The sequence below is a fragment of the Mitsuaria sp. BK041 genome (assembly GCF_014193085.1).
Classification (GTDB): domain Bacteria; phylum Pseudomonadota; class Gammaproteobacteria; order Burkholderiales; family Burkholderiaceae_C; genus Roseateles.
The window spans coordinates 929,477-948,811 of sequence record NZ_JACHYT010000002.1; the positions used below are offsets into that span (position 1 = coordinate 929,477).

Below are 19,335 nucleotides of genomic sequence, written 5' to 3' on the forward strand. Positions count from 1 at the left end.
CCGCCAGCGACCGTCATCGGGCGCCGCTCGACGACCGGAACGATGAATGCGTGACGGGGTGGGCGCCGAGGGCGCCAGCGCTCAGCCCAGCGCCGCGAACGCGTCCCGCGTCAGGTTCTCCGGCGCGCCGCTGTCGCGGCAGGCGACATCGTCTTCGATGCGCACGCCGCCGAAGGCGCTGAGGTGCTTGACCAGCGCCCAGTCCACCTGCGCCGCCGCGGGCGTCGCGCGCAGCTTGTCCAGCAGCATCGGGATGAAGTACAGCCCCGGCTCGATCGTCACCACCATGCCGGGCTGCAGCACGCGCGTCAGCCGCAAGTAGGGGTGACCGTCGGGCTTGGGGATCGTGCCGCCGTCCTCGCCGGCCATGAAGCCGCCGATGTCGTGCACCTGCAGGCCGAGCAGGTGGCCGATGCCATGCGGCAGGAAGGTCGAGGTCACGCCCTGCGCGAGCATCGCGTCCTCGTCCATCCGCACGATGCCCAGCTGCCGCAGCACGCCGGCGATCTCGCGGTGCGAGGCCAGGTGGATGTCGCGGTAGTCGACGCCCGCGCGCACGCGATCGACCAGGCGCAGCTGCGCGGCCTCCATCGCGTCGACCAGCGCCTGGAAGCTGGCGTCGCCGTTGCCGGTGGTGCGGGTGATGTCCGAGGCATAACCGCAGCTGTGCGCGCCCGCGTCGATCAGCAGCGACAGCGACTGCGCCGGCGCTTGCTGGTCCTGATACTGGTAATGCAGCACCGCGGCGTGCTCGTTCAGGGCGACGATGTTGCCGTAGGGCAGGTCGCGCTCGGCCAGGCCGCAGGCCTGGAGGTAGGCGGCATGGATCGCCGCCTCCGACCGGCCGTCGCGGAAGGCGCGCTGCGCGGCCAGGTGCGCCGTCGCGCCCAGCGCCGATGCCTCGCGCAGGCGCAGCAGCTCGTAGCCGGTCTTCACCGCGCGCGCGTGGTGCAGCGGGTTCAGCACCTCGGGCGGGTTGTTCGGGACGATGTCGCCCAGCGCCGCGTCGGCCTCGCCGACGATCGCCAGCTCGCCCGGCAGCTGCAGGTAGGGCAGCGCCTCACCCGGGGTGCGCACCACGATCAGTTCGAAGTGCTCCACCCAGAAGCCGCTCGGCGCCTCGGGCGGCACATGCCAGTAGTCCTCGGGCTGGACGTAGACCAGTCGGGGCCGGTGGCCGGGGCGGATCACCAGCCAGCTGTCCGGATGGCGGATCAGCGGCACCCACAGTTTGAAGTGGGGGTTGGGCTGAAAGACGTAGGGCCGGTCGTCGAGGAAGGCGAACTTCTCGACACCGGACGCGATCAGCAGCGCGTCGTAGCCACCGCGCTGGAGCGCGTGTTCGGTGCGACGCTGCTGCTCGGCGAGGTGGGCCACATACAGCGCATCCAGCGTGTCGGCGGTCGGGCGGACGGGGGAATCGACGGCATTCATGCGCGCGGATTCTCCCAGACCACCCCCATCTCGGTCAGCATCGCGTCCAGCCGCACGTCGTTCGGCTGGGCGGTCAGCGTCGGCTGGAAGCCGTGGCTGAAACCGACGCCCACGGCCTGCGGCCGGGGCTGGATCTGCGCGATGGTGCGCAGCATGAAGCCGCCGCCGTAGCCCATGCGGATGCCGCCCGGGCCGTAGCCCAGGCAGGGCAGCAGCAGGAGTTCAGGCTCGAAGGCCTCGGTGTCCTTGGGCTTGGTGATGCCGGTCGCGTCCTCTTCCATCGGGCAGCCGGGATACCAGACGTGGAAGCGCAGGCGCCCCTGCTCGCGATCGACGACGGGTAGGCCGATGCGACGTTCGGGATCGACCTCGCTCCAGCGGTACAGCGCCGGCAGCGGATCGAATTCGCCCTTGATCGGCCAGTACGCCGCGATGCGCTTTTCCTTGCGTCCCACCAGCCACACGCGCAGCACGCCCTGCACCAGGTCCGCGAGTTCCAGGCGGCCCGGCAAGTCCAGGCGCTCGCGGATCAGGCGCTCGCGCAGCGCCTGGCGGTCTTCGGAAATCGGCAGCTTGTCGTTCGGATCCATCCGGCCCCTTCACGTTGCCCAGCGGGACCGACGGGCCCCGGAGCCGGCCATTGTGGCCGCGCCGGACGCGGGTTGCTAGAGTCGCCGCCATGGCACGAGGCACCACCACCACGGGAACCGTCCGGCGCGTCGCCGGCGCGGGCAGCGATTTCGCCAACCACTGCATGGAGCTGCTGGCGCCGCTCGGGCCGGTGCTGGCGCGGCGGATGTTCGGGGGCTTCGGGCTGTATGTCGACGACCTGTTCCTGGCCATCATCAGCCGCGACGAGCTCTACCTGAAGGCGGACGCCGTCAGCCAGCCGCGCTACCTCGAGGCCGGCTGCGAGCCCTTCCGGTACGCGAAGACCGGCAAGGACGGGCGACAGGAGGTCGCCAGCCTGAATTACTTCCGGCCGCCGGAGGAGACGCTGGAGTCGCCGGCGCTGATGCTGCCCTGGGGGCGGCTGGCGATGGAGTCGGCCTTGCGCTCGGCCAATGCGAAGCCGAAGGCCAGCACGCCGAAGAAGAGCGCCGGCACCACCGCCGAGCCCAGCACCGACAGGAAGCTGAAACCAGTCAAGGCCACGGCTCCGGCGCTCAAGCGTTCGCCAGGCGCTGGCCGAACAGCTGCCCGAAAGAAGGCAGCCGGCTGACGCGCCGCGCGCGCTGGGCGGCGCAGGCCTGCGGCGGCACCATCAGCTGGAAGCGGGCGGTCGGCCAGGCTTCCACGACCAGTTCGGTGCCGCTGGCCACTTCCAGGGTCTCCCCGGCCGACAGCCAGAAGTCCTGGGCCGGCAGGTTCAGGTCGCCGCGCTGCGTCACCCAGACGCGCCCGTCGAGCACATGCAGCTCGCGGCGGCCCGGGCCGATCGGCAGGCTCATCGCCTCGCCCGCGGACAAGGCCCACGCGGCATCGTCGCGGCTGACCTGGATTGATGACTTTTGCATGACGTTCATGATCGGCTCCCCGTCCGCCGGGCGGCCCGCGCACTTGGCGGCGTTCCTCGTGGACATGGAGGGATATTAGGGTTGCCCCGCATGCCGGTCCAATGAGTCTTCGCGCGTCGATTGATACCATCCGCGCATGAATCCGCCTCGCCATCGCCCGCTCGCCGTCGGTCCGCTGCGCGCCTTCGAGGCGGTGGCCCGGCGCCTGAGCTTCAGCGCCGCCGCCGACGAGCTCTACCTGACCCAGTCCGCCATCAGCCGCCAGATCCGGTCGCTGGAGGAGGAACTCGGGGCGACGCTCTTCCTGCGCGGCACCCGCCACGTCGAGCTGGCGCCGGACGGCAAGCTGCTGCTGGCGGCGGTCGAGCCGATGCTGGAACGGCTGGACAGCACCGTGCGCCAGATCCGCTCGACGCGCGGCCGACGCGTGGTCAACGTCACCACTTTCGCCTCGTTCGCGTCGCTGTGGCTGATCCCGCGCCTGGAGGCCTTCCAGCGCGAGCATCCGGACATGGACATCCGCGTGTCCGCGCTCGACCAGCTGGTCGAGATCGACGACAGCGAGTTCGACGTCGCGCTGCGTTATGCCGCGCCCAACCGGGTGGCGCCGTCGGCGCAGCGGATGTTCGGCGAGATGCTCACGCCGGTGGTCAACCCCTGGGTCGCGAAGCAGGCGCAGGAGGGCCAGGGCCCGCCGCTGGGCGAGGCGGCCGACCTGCGCCAGTACACGCTGGCCGAGGAGGACGACCAGCGCCCCAGCGGCCTGTTCCTGAGCTGGCGGCGCTGGCTGGCGCTGCACGGCGCGCCCGACCTGCAGCCGCGGCGCTGGATGTACCTGAACTTCACCTACCAGCAGATCCAGGCGGCGGTCTCGGGCCAGGCCGTCGCGCTGGCGCGGCTGCCGCTGATCTACGAGGCGCTGGAGCGCGGTGAGCTGGTGGAGCCTTTCGGCGCGGCCGGCCGGACCGACTGCCCGACGGTCTACTGGCTCATGATGTCGGCGCACGGGCGGCAGCGGCCCGAGGTCGTCGAGTTCGCGCGCTGGATCGGCGAGCAGTCGGCGCTCACCCGGCGCGCGATCGGCGAGCCCGATCCTCCCGTGGACGAGCACTCGGGCTGAGCGCCTCGCCGCCTCAGGGCGCGAGCACCTCGCGCTCGGTCACCACGACGGTCATCGCCTGGTCGTGCGGCTGGACCTCGAAGCTGGCTTCGCAGCAGCTCCAGGCCAGGCCGATCGTTGTGACGCCGAGATGCGCTTCCAGCCAGCGGTCGAAATAACCGCCGCCATAGCCGAGCCGGAACCCCTCGCGCGTGTAGCCCAGACAGGGCACCAGCAGTACTTCGGGCACCAGCACCGGGCCGGTGGCGCTGGGGATGCCGCATTCGTCCTTGAGCGTGGGCGGGGTGCCGTCCCAGCGCCGGAACTCCATCGCCGCCGGCCCGCGGTCGCCGGCCTTGCGGGCGAACGGCAACGCCAGTTGCATCGCCCCGCCGAGCTTGTGCGTCGCGGCCCAGGCCGCTGCGTTAAATTCACCCTCCAGCGGCCAGTACAGGCCGAGGCTCAGCGGCTCGAGCTGGCGCAGCAGCGGAAGCAGCTGCTCGCCCAGCTTGTCGGCGGCGAGACGGGCCTCGGCGCCGGCCGACCATTCGCGGCGGCGCGCCAGCAAGGCGCGGCGCAATTCGCTTCGCTCATGGGGCCAGGTCTTGCCGGCGATGCCGGCGGCGTCGGGGGCCGTGGGGGAATCATTCATCGCAGTCGGTCATGAAGTTCGCTCGAATCACTGTAACCGCCCTCGCCGCCGCCGCCCTGGGCGCGCTCTGCGCCTGGACGGCGCTCCCCGCCGCCGCCCAGTCGACGATGCCCTTCGCCGTCGTGCCCAATCCGCCACCGCCGCTGCCGGACCTGGTGACCGACGCCCGCGAGGCCTGGCGCACCCGCGACCGCTCGCGGCTGGCCGCGATGCGGCAGGTCGCCTTCGACCAGCAGCACCCGCTCGCGCCCTGGTTCGACTACTGGGAGCTGAACGCCCGGCTGGCCGACGCGCAGCAACCCGAGATCACCGCCTTCTACGCCCGCTGGCCCGGCAGCTACGTCGAGGACCGCCTGCGCAACGACTGGCTGCTCGAACTGGGCCACCGGCGCGACTGGGCCAACTTCCGTCGCGACCTGGCCGGCTACAAGATGCAGGACGACCGCGAGGTCGTCTGCTACACGCTGCTGGCCGACCCGCCGGCGCGCGAGCTCCGCGAGGCGGCGCGCACCGCCTGGCTGGCGCAGCGCGATGCGGACGAGGGCTGCAACATGCTGGCCGCGACGCTGCACGAGAACGGCCAGTTCAAGGACTCGGATGTCTGGCGCAAGCTGCGGCTGGTCGTCGAGACCAACAAGCCGCGCGCCGTGAAGCAGGCCGCGGCGCTGCTGTCCAAGGCGGACCAGGACGCGATCGCCGAGCTGATGGACAAGCCCGACCGCTACCTCCAGCGCAAGGCCGCCGCGTCCCCGCGCGCCAAAGCGGAGCTGACGCTGCTGGCGCTGATGCGGCTGCTCGCCACCGACTACGACAAGGCCGAAGACGACGTTCGCCGCTGGGCGCCGAAGCTGCCCAATGACCTGTCCGCCTGGCTGTGGGCCCAGTACGGCCGGCAGGCCGCGCTGCGGCTGAAGGACGAGGCCAACGACCACTTCGAACGCGCGCTGAAGCTGCAGGCGCGGCTGGGCGGGCCGCTCGAATGGAGCGACGACACGGTGAACTGGATCGCCCGCGCCGCGCTGCGCGGCGATGCCGGCGCCAGCCGGCCGGAGCAGCTGGTGGCGGCGATCGCGCTGATGAAGCCGTCGGACCAGAAGGACATCACCTGGCAGTACTGGCGCGCCAAGGCCCAGCAGCAGCTCGCGGCGAACGGCCCCGCTGGCGACGCCCAGCGTCGCGAGGCCCTGGAGGCGCTGCGCGCGATCGCGTCGCCGCTGAGCTTCTACGGCAAGCTCGCCGCGGACGAGCTCAAGCTGCGCCTGCCGCTGCCGCCCTCGCCGGCCGAGCTGAGCGCGCAGGAGCGGGCGCAGGCGCTGGCCAATCCCGGCATCCAGCGCGCGCTGCAGCTGCTGGCGGTGGGCCTGCGCAGCGAGGGCCAGCGCGAGTGGAACTTCAGCCTGCGCGGCCTGTCCGACCGCGAACTGCTCGCCGTCGCGCAGACCGCCTGCGAGCGCGAGCTCTGGGAACGCTGCATCCAGACCAGCGAACGCACGCGCACCGAGATCGACCTCGCCCAGCGCTTCCCCATGCCCTATCGCGCCGACGTGCTCCGGCAGTCCACCGCGGTGGGCCTGGACCCGGCCTATGTCTACGGGCTGATCCGCCAGGAGTCGCGCTTCATGATGGACGCGCGCTCGCATGTCGGCGCCGGCGGCCTGATGCAGGTGATGCCGGCGACCGCCAAGTGGACGGCCAGGAAACTGGGCGTCGAATTCCGGCCCGACATGCTGCACGACCGCGACACCAACCTGCGCCTGGGCACCGGCTACCTCAAGCTGGTGATGGACAGCTTCGACGGTTCGCAGGCGATGGCGGCCGCCGCCTACAACGCCGGACCGAACCGCCCCCGGCGCTGGCGCGAGGGGCCGCAGCTCGACGCCGCCATCTGGACCGAGAACATTCCCATCTGGGAGACCCGTGACTATGTGCGCAAGGTGCTGTCCAACGCGACGATCTATGCCCAGCTGATGGGCCGCGAGGGCGGCACGCAACTGCGCGACCGGCTCGGGCGCGTCATCGGCCCGGCGGCGGCGTCGGCGCCGGACATCCCGGCCAACGGCACCACGGCGGGCGCGCCCGCCGGCACCAACTGACCCCGCGGCGCCGGCTCCCCGCCGGCGCCGTCCTCCTCCACGCGAAGGGACTCCCGCATGCAATTGATCGTCGGCAACAAGAACTACTCGTCCTGGTCGATGCGCCCCTGGGTGCTGATGAAGGGCCTGGGCATCGATTTCCAGGAGCGCGTGCTGCGCTTCGACTTCACGCCGGATTCGGCCTTCTACCGCGAGGTCGGCGCGGCGACGCCGACCGGCAAGGTGCCGGTGCTGGTCGACGAAGGTTTGGCGGTGTGGGATTCGCTGGCCATCGTCGAGTACCTGGCCGAGCGCTTCCCCGACAAAGGCATCTGGCCGAGCGATCCCCGCCAGCGCGCCCGCGCGCGGAGCCTCTGCGCCGAGATGCACAGCGGCTTCGGCCAGCTGCGCGGCCTGTGCGTGATGAACATCGACGCCGACCTGAGCTCGGTGGGGCCGCGGCTGCTGGCCTCCGAGGCCGGCCTGCGCAAGGATCTGGCGCGCATCGTCGAGCTGTGGACGGAAGCGCTCGCGCAAAGCGGCGGGCCCTTCCTGTTCGGCGCGTTCGGCGCGGCGGATGCGTTCTTCGCGCCGGTCGTGATGCGGGTGACGCGCTACGCCTTGCCGGTGCCCGAGGCGCTCAAGGGCTACCTGGCGCGCGTGGAAGCGGCCCCCGGCGTGCGCGAGTGGATCGCCGACGCGATCGCGGAGAAGGATTTCCTGGACTTCGAGGAGCCCTATCGCGACGTCAGCGGGCCGGTGCCGGTGCTCAAGGGCTGAGACGCCCGCCGACCCGCCCGCCCCATGAAAAACCGCTTCCGGTCACCTGTGCGGGCAGGCGGCGGGAAGCGGCGAGGTGGACCGCCGGGGTCAGTGATCGCGGCGGCGGCGGACCAGGAAGCCGGCGGCCAGCAAGCCGCCGAGCATCATGGCCTGGTTCTGGGACTCGGACACGAACGACGGCAGCACCTGGTCCGCGCCGTCCTGTTCATTGACATCCGGCAGCTGGGCCGGTGCCGACTGGCTTTGCGAGACGAAACTCGTCTCGGCGGCCACATGGACGGCCTTCGCGTCCGTGACTGGGGATTCCTGCGCTTGAGCGGCCAGACCAATTCCGCCCAGCAAGAGGAGGAGAACAGACTTCATTCATAAACTCCCGACTGCTTGCCCGACCTGCCTGGCTACAACTGTCTCTCTCGGTAGCTGGTCTGTTTGAACAGACACTGGTGTGCAGGTGGCATTGGTGAATATACGGAGACACAGCCTAAATGAGCACCCCACACCTTGGGGATGCTGCGCCGCAACATGAGTGATCAGATGTATCTCGTCGGGGGTGCCGTCCGGGACGCCCTGCTGGGCCTGCCGGTCCAGGACCGTGATTGGGTAGTGGTCGGAGCCACACCCAAGTCCTTGATCGACAAGGGATTTCAGCCCGTCGGCAAGGATTTCCCGGTGTTCCTGCACCCCGTGACCCATGAAGAGGTGGCACTGGCCCGGACCGAGCGCAAGACCGGATCCGGATACCACGGTTTCCAGTTCCACACCGACCCCGACGTCACCCTCGAACAGGACCTGGCGCGCCGGGACCTGACCATCAACGCGATGGCCCGGGCCGAGGACGGTTCGCTCATCGACCCCTATGGCGGCCAGCGGGATCTGGCGGCGCGGATCCTGCGCCACGTGTCGCCGGCCTTCGCCGAGGATCCGGTGCGGATCCTGCGCCTGGCCCGCTTCGCGGCGCGCTTCGGAGACTTCTCGGTCGCGCCTGAAACCATGGCGCTGATGCGCCGCATGGTGGACGCCGGCGAGGCCGACGCGCTGGTCGCCGAACGCGTCTGGCAGGAAGTCTCCCGGGGGCTGATGGAGCGGCATCCAGCGCGGATGATCGAGATCCTGCGCGATTGCGGCGCGCTGGCGCGCATCGCGCCGGAGCTGGCGCGGCTGTTCGGGGTCCCGCAGCCCGAGGCGCATCACCCGGAGATCGACACCGGCGCCCACCTGCTGCTGGTGCTGGCGGAATGCGCGCGCGTCGACGCACCGCTGCCGGTGCGTTACGCCTCGCTGTGCCACGACCTGGGCAAGGGCACGACGCCCGAGGCCGAGTGGCCCCGCCACCTGAAGCACGAGGCGCGCGGCGTGGCCCTGGCGGCCGCGCTCTCGCAGCGCTGGCGCGTGCCGTCGGACTGCAAGGAACTGGCCGAGCTGGTGGCGCGCGAGCACACGCATGTCCACCAGAGCCTGGACTTCAGCGCCGAGGCGCGCCTGCGCCTGATCGAGCGCTGCGATGCGCTGCGCCGGCCGGAGCGCTTCGCGCAGCTGCTGCTGGCCTGCGAGTGCGACGCGCGCGGCCGTGCCGGCCTGCAGGACCGCGCCTACCCGCAGCGCACCGCGCTGCTGCACGACCTGAAGGCGGTGCAGTCGGTCGACCAGTCGGCGATTTCAGCGGCGGCGCTGGCGGCCGGCAAGCAAGGGCCGGCGATCGGGCAGGCGATCCACGCCGCGCGGCTGGCTGCGTTGCGTCCCTTGCGCTGAGCGAGCCGCACTCGCTCTGAAGAGGGAGGCCCGGGAAAACGACAAGGGCCGCGCGCCTGGACCGCTGGATCGGCGCCCTACAGTGCGCGCCCATGTCACACGCGAAGCATGCTTTCCAGGGCCGTCGCAGCCCGTCCGGTCCACTCGGCCCATCTGGTCCGCTCGCCGGTTCCGACTCCGATGCGGGCGTCGCCGCCGCTGCGGATCTCTCGTCACGGGAGCGCCGCCGCTGGTGCCTGGCCGCGACCCTCGGCTTCGCGCTGCCCGGGCTGCCGTCGATCGCCGACGCGGCGGACGCGCCCGCGGAAGCCGCCTCCGCTGCGTCTCCACCGGCGTCCGATGCCGCCGCGAGCTCGACCGCGACGCCCATCGAGCATCTGCTGGCCGCGCCGATGCTCGCGCGCGCCAGCCTGTCGCCGGATGGACGCCATCTGGCCGCGGTGGGGGACGCGCGCGGCCGGCCCATCGCGCTGATCGTGGACTTGACGACCCAGGAAGCGCGTTCGGTGACACCCAACCTGACGGCGGCCGACCGCTGGCGCGAAGGAATCGACGGTCAGGTCTTGGACATGCGGTGGATCAGCCCCGAGCTGCTGATCCTCCGGATGACCGGGGCCGTCTCGATGGTCATGCGCCCCGACGGCACGCTGCTGCGCCGCCTGGACGGCAGCTTCCTCGAGCAACTGCCCGACGCCGCGGACGGTGCGGAACGTGTGCTGCTGGCGTCGGAGAACGCGCTCCATGTGGTGAACCTGCGCACCGGCGAGCGGGTCAAGGAATCGGTCGACCTGCCCGACGACGGGGTGTACTGGGCCTTCGACGCCCAGGGCCGCCTGCGCGCGGCGACCACCAAGGACACGTCGCGCTGGACCGGACGCACGGTCTGGACGCAATGGCATCGGGCCGCCGCGCCGGGGTCCCGGTGGCAGGCGCTGGAGAAGACCGAAGACGCCGACCAGGTCTGGCAGCCGCTGCGGGTGCTGGCGGACGGGCAGATCGCCGTTCGTGCCCGGGCCGGGCGGGACACGCTGGCGGTATTCCGCTACGACCCGGCCAAGCGCCAGTTCGGCGAACTGATGGCCGGCCACGAAACCGACGACATCGTCGGCGCGGCGGGCCTGGACGCGGCGTTCTTCGAATCCGTCGTGACCGGAGGCCTCAAGCGCAAGGAGTACTGGTTCGACGCTCGGTGGGCGCGACTGCAAAGCGCCGTCGACGCGTCGCTGCCCGACAGCCTGAACAGCTTGTCCGGCGCCAAGCCCGAGGGCCACGTACTGGTCCACAGCCGCAGCGACGTGGACCCCGGCCGTTGGTACGCGCTGGACACCGCGACGATGCGCATGGCCGAGGTCGGCGTCGCGAGGCCGAACATCGATCCGGCGAAGATGCGCCCGATGGCGGCCTACCGCTACGCGGCGCGCGATGGCCTGCGCGTGCCGGCCTATCTGACCCGTCCGGCGACCCCGGGTCCGGCGCCGACGATCGTGCTGATCCACGGCGGTCCGTGGGCGCGCGACGACTGGGCCTGGGATCCGGAGGTCCAGTTGCTGGCGGCACAGGGGTATGCCGTTTTCCAGCCGCAATTCCGCGGCTCCTATGGGTTTGGCCAGGCGTACCTGGAGGCCGGCTACCGTCAATGGGGCCTCGCCATGCAGGACGACATCACCGACGGCGTCCAGGACCTCGTCGCCCGGGGCATCGCGGACCCGACGCGGGTCGCGATCGTCGGCGCCAGCTATGGCGGTTACGCCGCGATGTGGGGCCTGGTGAAAACGCCACGGCTGTACCGCTGCGGTGTGAGCTTCGCGGGCATCAGCGACCTCGCCGACTTCCTCACCACGAGTTGGACCGACGACAGCACCGCCGAATCGCGGCGGCTGCGGCGACGGCTGGTCGGCGATCCGGCGACGGCGAAGGCACAGCTCGAGGCCGTGTCGCCGATCCGGCATGTCGACCGCATCGAGGTGCCGCTGCTGCTGGCGCATGGGCGCTACGACCAGCGGGTGCTGCCGGATCAGAGCGAGGCGATGGTGCGCGCCATGAAACAGCGCGGCAAGTCCGTCGAGTGGATGCCGTTGGCGACCGGCCATGGATTCCCTGCGGCGGGCTCCAGCGTGCGGCGCAACTACTACCAGCGCTTGCTGGCCTTCCTCGGCGAGCACCTGGCGCCGACGCCTGCCTGAGCGTCAAGGCAGGCGCGGTTCGCAGGCGACCCGCGCTCAGAGCGTGTGAGACCGATCGCCCGCGCTGAACCCCAGCGCGTCGAAGCCGTCGCCCGGCGCGAAGCCGATCACCTTGAACAGCTCGCCCATCTCGTGCTCGGCGATCAGCCGGTGGGCCATGCCGCGCTGCGCCAGCGTGGCCTGGCCCATCAGGTCGACCAGGCCGCAGTTGATCAGGAAGTTGGCCTGGCTCGTGTAGCCCAGCACCGTCAGCCCCGCGTCCTGGCCCGCCAGCGCGATGCCGGTGAAGTTCACATGCGCGGTGATGTCCTTCTGCCCCGGCAGCGCCAGCGGATCGGGATCGGCCCGGTGCAGGTGGTGGCACATCAGCGTGCCGCCGGTGCGCTGCGGGTGGTAGTACTCCGACTCCGGGAAACCGTAGTCGATGAAGAACGCCGCGCCGCGCTTGAGGCGCTCCGCCAGCGTGCGCACGAAGGCCTCGGCCTGCGGGTGGATCTCGGTGACCGTGTCCGGCAGGAAGCCGGCATCCTCCTCGGGCGGGAGCGGCGGGCGCGCGTCGCCGGCACGGTCGACGAACACCAGCCCGCCCTGCCCGTCCAGGCCCACGCCGCGCCGCAGCCACTGCCGGCCGTCCCAGCGCACCAGGTCGACCGGGATCGCGTCCAGCAGCTCGTTGGCCACCATCACGCCGTGGATCTCGTCGGGCCAGCGGTCCAGCCATTCGACCCACGGCGCGAAGCGCGCCAGCCGCTCGGCCTGGCGCTCGCGCAGGCTGCCGGACAGGTCGACGATGAAGTACTTCGTCACCGGCTGCCCCAGGGCGTCCAGCGCCTCCAGCAGTTGCTCGGCCAGCGCGCCGCTGCCGGCGCCGAACTCGATCACCGTGTCGGTGCCGCTGACCGCCAGCGCCTGCGCGACCTGCCGCGCCAGCGCGCGGCCGAACAGCGGCGACAGCTCCGGCGCCGTCACGAAGTCCGAGCCCTGCTGCGGCATCGTGCCGAACTTGCGGCGCGCGTTGGCGTAGTAGCCCAGCCCTGGCGCGTACAGCGCCAGGCTCATGTAGCGGTCGAAGGGCAGCCAGCCGCCGGCGGCGGCGATCTCGTCGCGCAGCAGGGCGGTCATGTCCGGATCCGTTGCGTGGGACGCCGGGGCCGCCGGGGACGCCGGCGCGCCATGCGCCGCGGACGCCGCGCCATTCAGGCCGGCGGAGTCGGGAGTCTTGGAAGTCATGTGTCGATCCTGGGAAGCCGGGGTTCGCCGCGCTGGGCCAGCCATGCTTCGAATTCGTCGGCCGGCATCGCGGTGGCGATGACCTCGCCCTGCAGCTCGTCGCAGCCCCATTCGGCCAGCAGATGCCATTGCCGCGCGTTGCGCACGCCCTCGGCGCCGATGCGCAGGCCCAGGCCCTTGGCCATCTGCACCACCGCGCGGGTGATCGCCGCCGCGCCGGCGTCGTCCGGCAGCACGGCGACGAAGCTCTGGTCGATCTTCAGCTTGTCCAGCGGCAGCCGCGTCAGCTGGTTGAGCGCGGTGTAGCCGGTGCCGAAGTCGTCGATCGAGATCGCCAGCCCCTGCGAGCGCAGCGTCTGCAGCAGTTCGGGCAGGCGGTCGATCTCGTCGGTCAGCATGCGCTCGGTCAGCTCGAGCTCCAGCCACTCGCCGGGCACGCCGGCCGTCTTCAGGACATGGGCGACCGACTTGGAGAAGCTGGCCAGCCGGAACTGCATGCTGGACAGGTTGACGGCGATGGGCACCGGCGCGACGCCGCGCTCGTGCCAGGCGCGCGCCTGCCGGGCGGCCTCGTACATCACCCACTCGCCCAGCGGCAGCATCAGCCGATGCCGCTCGGCCACGACGATGAAGGCGTCCGGCGTCAGCAGCCCGCGTTGCGGATGCCGCCAGCGCAGCAGCGCCTCGGCGCCCACCAGTTCTCCGCTGCGCGCGTCGACCTGCGGTTGGTAGAAGAGCACGAACTCGTCGGCCGTCAGCGCCTGGGCGAGCTCGCTCTCCAGCACCAGGTCGGCATAGGCGTTCTCGGCCATCGCCGGCTCGAAGAAGCGGTAGGTCGCGCGGCCGGCGGTCTTGGCCAGGTACATCGCGGTGTCGGCATGCTGCAGCAGGTCCTCGGGCGACTCGCCGTGCTCCGGATACATCGCCACGCCGATCGACGGCGTCACCGACAGGTCGCGGCCGTCCGCCTGCACCGGCACCTCGACGACGCTCAGCAAGGCGTTCAGCACCGTCTGCACGTCCTTGCGCTGATGCACGTCCTCCAGCAGCACGACGAACTCGTCGCCGCCGAAGCGCGCCACCAGGTCGCTGCCGCGCAGCCCGCCGCGCAGGCGCTCGGACACGGTGCGCAGCACGCGGTCGCCCTCCAGGTGGCCGAGCGAGTCGTTGACCCGCTTGAAGTTGTCCAGGTCGATGAACAGCAGCGCCGCCCGCCGCGCCGAGCCCTGCGACAGGCGCTCGCGCAGCCGTTCCATGAAGGTCGAGCGGTTCAGCAGGCCGGTCAGCGGGTCGTGCTGCGCCAGGTGCTGGATGCGCGCCAGCGCCTCGAGGTGGGGACGCAGGTCGCGCACGATCGTCATGCGCAGCCGCTCGCCGTTGCGCCACAGCGTGCGGACGATGAATTCGACGTCGATGCGCGCGCCGCTGCGATGCAGGATCGCGGTCGGATAGCGGGTCTCCTGGCCGGCCGCCATGACCGCGCGCACCGTGTCGATCTGGTCGCCGGCGATCATCGACAGCGCCGGCCGCCCGACCAGTTCGTCGAGCGAGTAACCCACCAGCTCGCACAGCGGCGGGTTCACGTCGGTCATGACGCCATCGCGGTGGAAGACGATGCCCTCCATCGAGGCTTCCATGAACTTGGCCAGCCGGTCCTCGGATTCGCGCACCGCCAGTTCGGCCTCGCGGAAGCGGGTGATGTCGGAGATCAGCACGAAGGTCGACTGCACCGCTTCCGCGCCGGGCGGCAGGTAGGGGATCAGATTGACCTCGATCCAGTGCGGCCGGCCGTCGCGGCGCTCCAGGCGCCGTTCGTAGCTGACGCTGACGCGCTCGTCGAGCACCCGGCGCACGTGGGGCTCGATCTCCTGCGCCGCGTCCTCGCCGATGATCTGCGCGAAGGTGCGGCCCAGCACGCTGCCCTCGTCCAGCCCGAAGCTGCGCGCGTACTGGCGGTTGGCGAAACGGCAGGTGCGCGTGGCGGCGTCGAAGACCGCGATCAGCACCGGCACGTTGTCGGCGAGCAGCCGGAACTGCGCCGCCTGGTCCTCGGCGGAGGAAGCCGGGCCTGCCGGCGGCACGGGCGGCACCGGCGCGACCATTCAGGCGCTCCCGCCGCCGGCCTCCGGACGAGCCGGTGACTCGTCCAGCGTCTTCAGCGCCAGGCAGAGGTCTTCCCAGGCGCGCGCCTTGTCGGGCAGGTTGCGCAGCAGGTAGGCCGGGTGGTAGGTGACGATCAGCGGCACGCCCTGGTAGCGATGGACGCGGCCGCGCAGGCGCCCGATCGGCTCCTGGCTGCGCAGCAGCTGCTGCACCGCGAAGCGCCCCATCGCCAGGATGATGCGCGGCTGGATCAGCTCGATCTGCCGCTGCAGGAAGGGCTCGCACTGCGCCAGCTCCGCGGGGTCCGGATTGCGGTTGCGCGGCGGCCGGCACTTCAACGTGTTGGCGATGTAGACCTGCCGCTCCGGCGGGCCCTCGCCGCGCCCCAGGCCGACCGCGCGCAGCATGCTGTCCAGCAGCTGGCCGGCCGCGCCGACGAAGGGCTCGCCTTGCAGGTCCTCCTTCTCGCCGGGCGCCTCGCCGACCACCATCCAGTGCGCGCGCTCGTTGCCGACGCCGAAGACGGTGTGCTTGCGGGACTCGCACAGCGCGCAGGCGCGGCATTGCGCGACCTCGTCGCGCAGGCCGGGCCAGTCAAGCCGGGCGATCGTCTCGCGCGCCAGGCCGCGGGCCCGCGCCAGCGCCGCGTCGGCGGCGGCCGCGGCCAGCACGGGGGCGGCCACCGGCGCGGTGCGAGGCGACGGCTCCGGCGCACGGCGCGCTGGCGGTTCCGCGACCGCGACCTCGGCGTCCGCAGGCGGCACGCGCGTCGCCGGACCGGCGACGGGTGCGCTGACCGGCACGGCGCGCGGCGGCGCGGCGGCAGCAGGAGCCGCTGTCGCATCAGCCGCTACCTTGGCCGGCGAGCCTGCCTCGGCCGCTGGCGGCGTCCACAGCTTGAGGCCCATCGCCTCCAGCATCGCGCGTTGACGATCGGTCCAGCTCATGCGGGGTGCTCCGTCAGGCGCAGCGTCATCAGCAGCGCGTCCTCGCGGCCGTCGGCGCTCGGGTAATAGCCTCGGCGCAGGCCGCTCTGCACGAAGCCGTAGCGTTCGTACAGCCGGCGCGCGCGGACATTGCTCTCGCGCACTTCCAGCCAGACCTGGTGGCAGCCGCGCGCCCGCGCCAGCAGCCCCAGCGCGTCGAGCATGCGGCGCGCCAAGCCCTGGCCCTGGCGTTCCGGCGGCACGGTGATGTTGAGCAGGTGCATCTCGTCGATCACCTGCATCGCGAGGAAATAGCCGCACAGCCGCGCCTGCTCGTCGCGCATGACGAAGCCGGCATAGCCCGCGGCCATCGAATCGATGAAGTTGCCCCGCGTCCACGGGTGGCTGTAGGCGACGGCCTCGATGGCCATCACCTCGTCCAGGTCGACCGCGCGCAGCGGCTGCAGCGATTGCAGCGACGGCGGCCAGGCCAGGTCCTTGGGCTGGGCGCTCATCGCGGCACCAGTCCCTGCGCCTCGGCCTTGGCGGCCTCGCGCTCGGCGGTCGTCAGCGCGACCTTGTCGCGCACGTAGAGCGGCAGCGCGTGGTCGGCGTCCTCGGCCAACCCGGCCTCGAAGGCCTGTTGCGCCAGCGCGCCCAGCGCGCGAGCCCGCGAGACGGTCCCCGGCACGCGCAGCGCCGCGCCGGTGTCGAGTTCGAAGGCTTCCAGTGCGGTGCCGGCGACGATCGCCGGCGGCGTCTCGCGCCAGAGCGCGCGCAGCGGTTCGAGGTCGACCAACGCCGGCTCGAGCTGCACCGACCAGCGCGCGCCCTCCCAGCGATAACGTCCGAGGTAGATCTGGTTCATGCGGGCATCCATCGCGACCCACATCTCGAGCGCGGCCGCGTCGCCGACCTGCGGGCGGGCGGCGAGCTGCTGGCGCGCGTCCTCGGCCACCAGCATCAGGCTGTCCAGGGCCAGCACCGGCTTGCCGGCGCCGAAGGCCAGGCCCTGCGCCACCGAGCACGCGGTGCGCAGCCCGGTGAAGGCGCCGGGGCCGCGCCCGAAGCCGATCGCGTCGACCTGGGCCAGCGCGACGCCGGCCTGCTTCAGCAGCGCCATCGCCTCGGGGACCATCCGCTGGGAGGCCAGCGCCCCGCCATCGGCGTCCACAAAAGCAGCATGGCCCTGGCCCATGAGGGCCAGAGCCATGTGTTCGGTCGAGCTATCCAGGGCCAGCAACACGCTCATGCGGCAAGTGTATCGGCCCCGGACCGCCCGGGGCGGGGCAAGCCCCCGACCGCGTGGGTGCACGCGGTCGAGCGGCCGGCCGTCAGAACGAGTAGCCCAGCGACATCGTGTAGACCATCGGGCGGAAGTTGATCTTCGTGTGAAGCTCTTCCGTGCCGTTGTTCGTCGTCGTGTACGAGCGCATCTGGCTGCGCACGTCCGCGTAGGCCGCGGTCGCGGTCAGCGACCACTGCTTGGTGTAGTGCACGGTGAAACCCACGTGCGCCGCGGCGCCCCAGGAGTTCTCCAGCGTGATCCGGGTCGGGCCGCCGCTGATCGCGTCGCCGGTCGGGGTGCTGCGCTTCTTCTCGAAGTAGGTGTAGTTCACGCCCACGCCGACGAAGGGCTCCACCTTGGTGAAGTACTCGCCCAGGTGGTAGTTGATGAACACCGTCGGCGGCATCTGGCGCACGACCGCGATCTGGCCGGCGTTCTTGATGACGCCGTTGCCGTAGATCTTGTGCGAGGGCGGGATGCCCAGCGCGATCTCGCCGCTCCAGCGCGGCGCGAAGCGGTAGGTGTAGCCGAAGCCGGTGGTGGTGGCGTCACCGACGCGGATCTGCGCGCCCGGAGCGGGGAACTGCTTGGTACCGCCTTCCAGCGGAGCGGCCTTGCTGTTCACGTCGATGTGGGCCAGGCCCAGGTAGACCGTGTGGGTGCCCACGGCCGTCTCGGCGCTCGCGGCGCCCGCCAGCGCCATCAGCGAGGCGGCCAGGATCAGGGTGATTTTCTTGTTCATGGATGGTGTCTCCGTTCTGGTCGCCGGGAATTACGGCTGGGCAGCCAGGACCGATTGGAAGAAGCCGCGTGCCAGCGCATTGCAGAACGGCGGGACCAGCGTGCCGTGGTAGGCGCCCTGGACCGCGGCCGCGCCAGCCGCACCGCCGCCGGCAGCGGCGGACGTCGCCGCCTTGGCCTGCGCGAAGCCACCGGCGATCGTGGCCGCCGTCGTGGCGCCGGCCCACTGCATCGAGGCCGCGCTCTCCAGGTTGGAGGCCGGGACAGCCTTGCCGCGCGAGGCGAAGTCGGCCTGCGCGTCGGTGGTGTTGAAGAAGAACACCGTCGGGTCGTTGGCGCCACCGCACAGCGCCACCGGCGCCTTCGGCGTCCAGCCCAGCAGCGTGTTGGTCTGCAGCGCCTTGCGGTAGTTGGAGGTCGCGTAGCCGGCGCGGAACGAGTCCGTCAGCAGGCCGCCGGTGCCGAACAGCTTGGTGAAGGTCGGGTCGTTCGGCAGCTTGCCGTCCTGGATCAGCTGCGTGAGGGTCGACTTCGTCGGGAACAGCGTCTCCGCGGTCTTGTCATACGGCGACTGGTACACGTCGGACGGCGACGCGTAGATGTTGCCGTAGGCCTTCTGGTAGCTGGTCAGCATCAGCGGCAGGAACAGCGTCGCGCCGGCGTTGATCGGGCCGGTGGTGGTGATCACGTCGCCGAACTTCACCAGGTTGTACGGGCCGGACATCGGCGCCGCGGCGGTGACGGTGAACTCGGACGCGTAGTCGCGCTCGATCGCCTTCTGCGTGGCCATCGCCACGTGGCCGCCCTGCGAGTAGCCGGCGATCAGCAGCTTGGCCGACGGCTTCACCGCGCTGTCGGCGTTCAGGTAGGTCTTGGCGGCGCGCAGGCCGTCGACCATCTCGATCGCCGACTGCTCGGCGTTCAGGTAGGTCGTGTACTGCAGGCCGGAGCGGTCGTAGCCGAGGTAGTTCGGCGCCACGACGATGAAGCCCTGGGCGGCGTAGAAGGCCATCACCAGCGAGCCCTCGGCGTTCTTGTCGACCTGGGCCATGTTGAAGGTCTGGTCGGTCGTCGTGCCGTGGGCATACAGCACCACCGGGCGGTTGCCCGAGCAGGCGGCGCCGCTGCCGGTCGGCACGAACACGGCGGTCGAGGCCATCGCGATCACGCCCTGCGGATCACGCGTCGAGTAGTAGACGTAGCGGATCTCGACGTCGCACTGCGCCGCGCCGGCCAGCGCGCCGATGCCCTTGGCCGCGGTGCCCGCGTCGATCTGCGCCTTGGTCACCGGGGTCGTCGAGGCAACGACGCCCAGTTGCACCGCGCCGCGCGCGGGCGGGGGATCGTCGCTCGCAGCGGAGCTGCCGCCACCGCAGGCGCTCAGCATGGCCGCGGCGGCCAGGGTCAGGCTGGCCAGTTTGAATTGGCTGTTCATTCGGACTTCTCCAGGGGTTGTCTCCGTCGTTCACACCGTCCCGGCGATCGCGGTCGGCATTAAATCGAACGGTCGTTCGTTTTTCTCAGGGATCACTGTAAGCGCTCGATACGAGGCGAACGC

General features: G+C 71.3%; 18 protein-coding genes. 6 read left to right on the plus strand and 12 right to left on the minus strand.

Annotation, left to right across the window (positions count from 1 at the left end; translation table 11 throughout):
• Nucleotides 1-81 precede the first annotated feature (81 nt).
• Both pepQ and FHT38_RS19895 read right to left on the minus strand, forming a co-directional pair.
• Complete coding sequence (gene pepQ / locus FHT38_RS19890) at nucleotides 82-1,434, minus strand: Xaa-Pro dipeptidase (RefSeq protein WP_183492998.1); 1,353 nt, start codon at nucleotides 1,432-1,434, stop codon at nucleotides 82-84.
• Nucleotides 1,431-2,024 carry a 5-formyltetrahydrofolate cyclo-ligase gene (locus FHT38_RS19895; protein ID WP_091727809.1) on the minus strand — a complete coding sequence of 198 codons (594 nt, stop codon included), beginning with the start codon at nucleotides 2,022-2,024 and terminating at the stop codon, nucleotides 1,431-1,433. The genes pepQ and FHT38_RS19895 overlap by 4 nt, the downstream gene beginning before the upstream one ends.
• A gap of 89 nt (nucleotides 2,025-2,113) precedes the next feature.
• Between FHT38_RS19895 and FHT38_RS19900 the strand changes: the two genes are divergently transcribed.
• Complete coding sequence (locus FHT38_RS19900) at nucleotides 2,114-2,656, plus strand: TfoX/Sxy family protein (protein WP_255488871.1); 543 nt, start codon at nucleotides 2,114-2,116, stop codon at nucleotides 2,654-2,656.
• On the opposite strand, the gene FHT38_RS19905 is transcribed toward FHT38_RS19900, so the two are convergent.
• Nucleotides 2,601-2,960 (minus strand): DUF2917 domain-containing protein, encoded by a 360-nt coding sequence (locus tag FHT38_RS19905; protein WP_175538354.1) that lies wholly within the window; start codon nucleotides 2,958-2,960, stop codon nucleotides 2,601-2,603. The genes FHT38_RS19900 and FHT38_RS19905 overlap by 56 nt on opposite strands.
• Nucleotides 2,961-3,087: 127 nt before the next feature.
• On the opposite strand from FHT38_RS19905, the gene FHT38_RS19910 reads away from it, so the two are divergent.
• Entirely contained in the window at nucleotides 3,088-4,071 is a 984-nt protein-coding gene (locus tag FHT38_RS19910; protein WP_183492999.1) for a LysR family transcriptional regulator, read from the plus strand.
• Nucleotides 4,072-4,084: 13 nt separating this feature from the next.
• Here FHT38_RS19910 and FHT38_RS19915 read toward each other — a convergent pair whose 3' ends face one another.
• On the minus strand, nucleotides 4,085-4,702 hold the full coding sequence (locus FHT38_RS19915; protein WP_183493000.1) for a 5-formyltetrahydrofolate cyclo-ligase: 618 nt from the start codon (nucleotides 4,700-4,702) through the stop codon (nucleotides 4,085-4,087).
• Nucleotides 4,703-4,713: 11 nt separating this feature from the next.
• Between FHT38_RS19915 and FHT38_RS19920 the strand changes: the two genes are divergently transcribed.
• Together FHT38_RS19920 and FHT38_RS19925 are read left to right on the plus strand one after the other, a co-directional pair.
• The gene (locus FHT38_RS19920) at nucleotides 4,714-6,795 is read left to right on the plus strand and encodes a lytic transglycosylase domain-containing protein (protein ID WP_183493001.1); all 2,082 of its coding nucleotides are present in this window, start codon (nucleotides 4,714-4,716) and stop codon (nucleotides 6,793-6,795) included.
• Between the two features lie 57 nt (nucleotides 6,796-6,852).
• Nucleotides 6,853-7,554 carry a glutathione S-transferase family protein gene (locus FHT38_RS19925; protein ID WP_183493002.1) on the plus strand — a complete coding sequence of 234 codons (702 nt, stop codon included), beginning with the start codon at nucleotides 6,853-6,855 and terminating at the stop codon, nucleotides 7,552-7,554.
• A gap of 90 nt (nucleotides 7,555-7,644) precedes the next feature.
• Here the strand turns inward: FHT38_RS19925 and FHT38_RS19930 are convergent, their stop codons facing one another.
• Nucleotides 7,645-7,920, minus strand: coding sequence for a hypothetical protein (locus FHT38_RS19930; protein ID WP_147239771.1), 276 nt, complete (start codon nucleotides 7,918-7,920; stop codon nucleotides 7,645-7,647).
• A gap of 159 nt (nucleotides 7,921-8,079) precedes the next feature.
• Between FHT38_RS19930 and FHT38_RS19935 the strand changes: the two genes are divergently transcribed.
• Nucleotides 8,080-9,306 (plus strand): multifunctional CCA addition/repair protein, encoded by a 1,227-nt coding sequence (locus FHT38_RS19935; RefSeq protein WP_183493003.1) that lies wholly within the window; start codon nucleotides 8,080-8,082, stop codon nucleotides 9,304-9,306.
• 92 nt (nucleotides 9,307-9,398) lie between these two features.
• Nucleotides 9,399-11,489 carry a S9 family peptidase gene (locus FHT38_RS19940; protein WP_183493004.1) on the plus strand — a complete coding sequence of 697 codons (2,091 nt, stop codon included), beginning with the start codon at nucleotides 9,399-9,401 and terminating at the stop codon, nucleotides 11,487-11,489.
• A gap of 36 nt (nucleotides 11,490-11,525) precedes the next feature.
• Here FHT38_RS19940 and FHT38_RS19945 read toward each other — a convergent pair whose 3' ends face one another.
• The 7 genes from FHT38_RS19945 to FHT38_RS19975 all read right to left on the minus strand — a co-directional run bounded on the left by FHT38_RS19945 (nucleotide 11,526) and on the right by FHT38_RS19975 (nucleotide 19,212).
• The gene (locus FHT38_RS19945; protein ID WP_183493617.1) at nucleotides 11,526-12,611 is read right to left on the minus strand and encodes a class I SAM-dependent methyltransferase; all 1,086 of its coding nucleotides are present in this window, start codon (nucleotides 12,609-12,611) and stop codon (nucleotides 11,526-11,528) included.
• A 104-nt stretch (nucleotides 12,612-12,715) separates the two neighbouring features.
• Entirely contained in the window at nucleotides 12,716-14,821 is a 2,106-nt protein-coding gene (locus tag FHT38_RS19950; RefSeq protein WP_183493005.1) for a bifunctional diguanylate cyclase/phosphodiesterase, read from the minus strand.
• A complete protein-coding gene (locus FHT38_RS19955; protein ID WP_183493006.1) occupies nucleotides 14,822-15,769 on the minus strand; it encodes a uracil-DNA glycosylase family protein in 948 nt (315 codons plus the stop codon).
• A complete protein-coding gene (rimI, locus tag FHT38_RS19960) occupies nucleotides 15,766-16,263 on the minus strand; it encodes a ribosomal protein S18-alanine N-acetyltransferase (RefSeq protein ID WP_091727842.1) in 498 nt (165 codons plus the stop codon). Before rimI ends, FHT38_RS19955 begins: the two co-directional genes overlap by 4 nt.
• The gene (tsaB, locus tag FHT38_RS19965; RefSeq protein ID WP_183493007.1) at nucleotides 16,260-17,000 is read right to left on the minus strand and encodes a tRNA (adenosine(37)-N6)-threonylcarbamoyltransferase complex dimerization subunit type 1 TsaB; all 741 of its coding nucleotides are present in this window, start codon (nucleotides 16,998-17,000) and stop codon (nucleotides 16,260-16,262) included. The genes rimI and tsaB overlap by 4 nt, the downstream gene beginning before the upstream one ends.
• Nucleotides 17,001-17,082: 82 nt before the next feature.
• Nucleotides 17,083-17,778 (minus strand): OmpW family protein, encoded by a 696-nt coding sequence (locus FHT38_RS19970; protein ID WP_091727849.1) that lies wholly within the window; start codon nucleotides 17,776-17,778, stop codon nucleotides 17,083-17,085.
• 30 nt (nucleotides 17,779-17,808) lie between these two features.
• Nucleotides 17,809-19,212: a lipase family protein gene (locus FHT38_RS19975; protein ID WP_183482891.1), complete on the minus strand. Its 1,404-nt coding sequence runs from the start codon at nucleotides 19,210-19,212 to the stop codon at nucleotides 17,809-17,811.
• Nucleotides 19,213-19,335 lie beyond the last annotated feature (123 nt).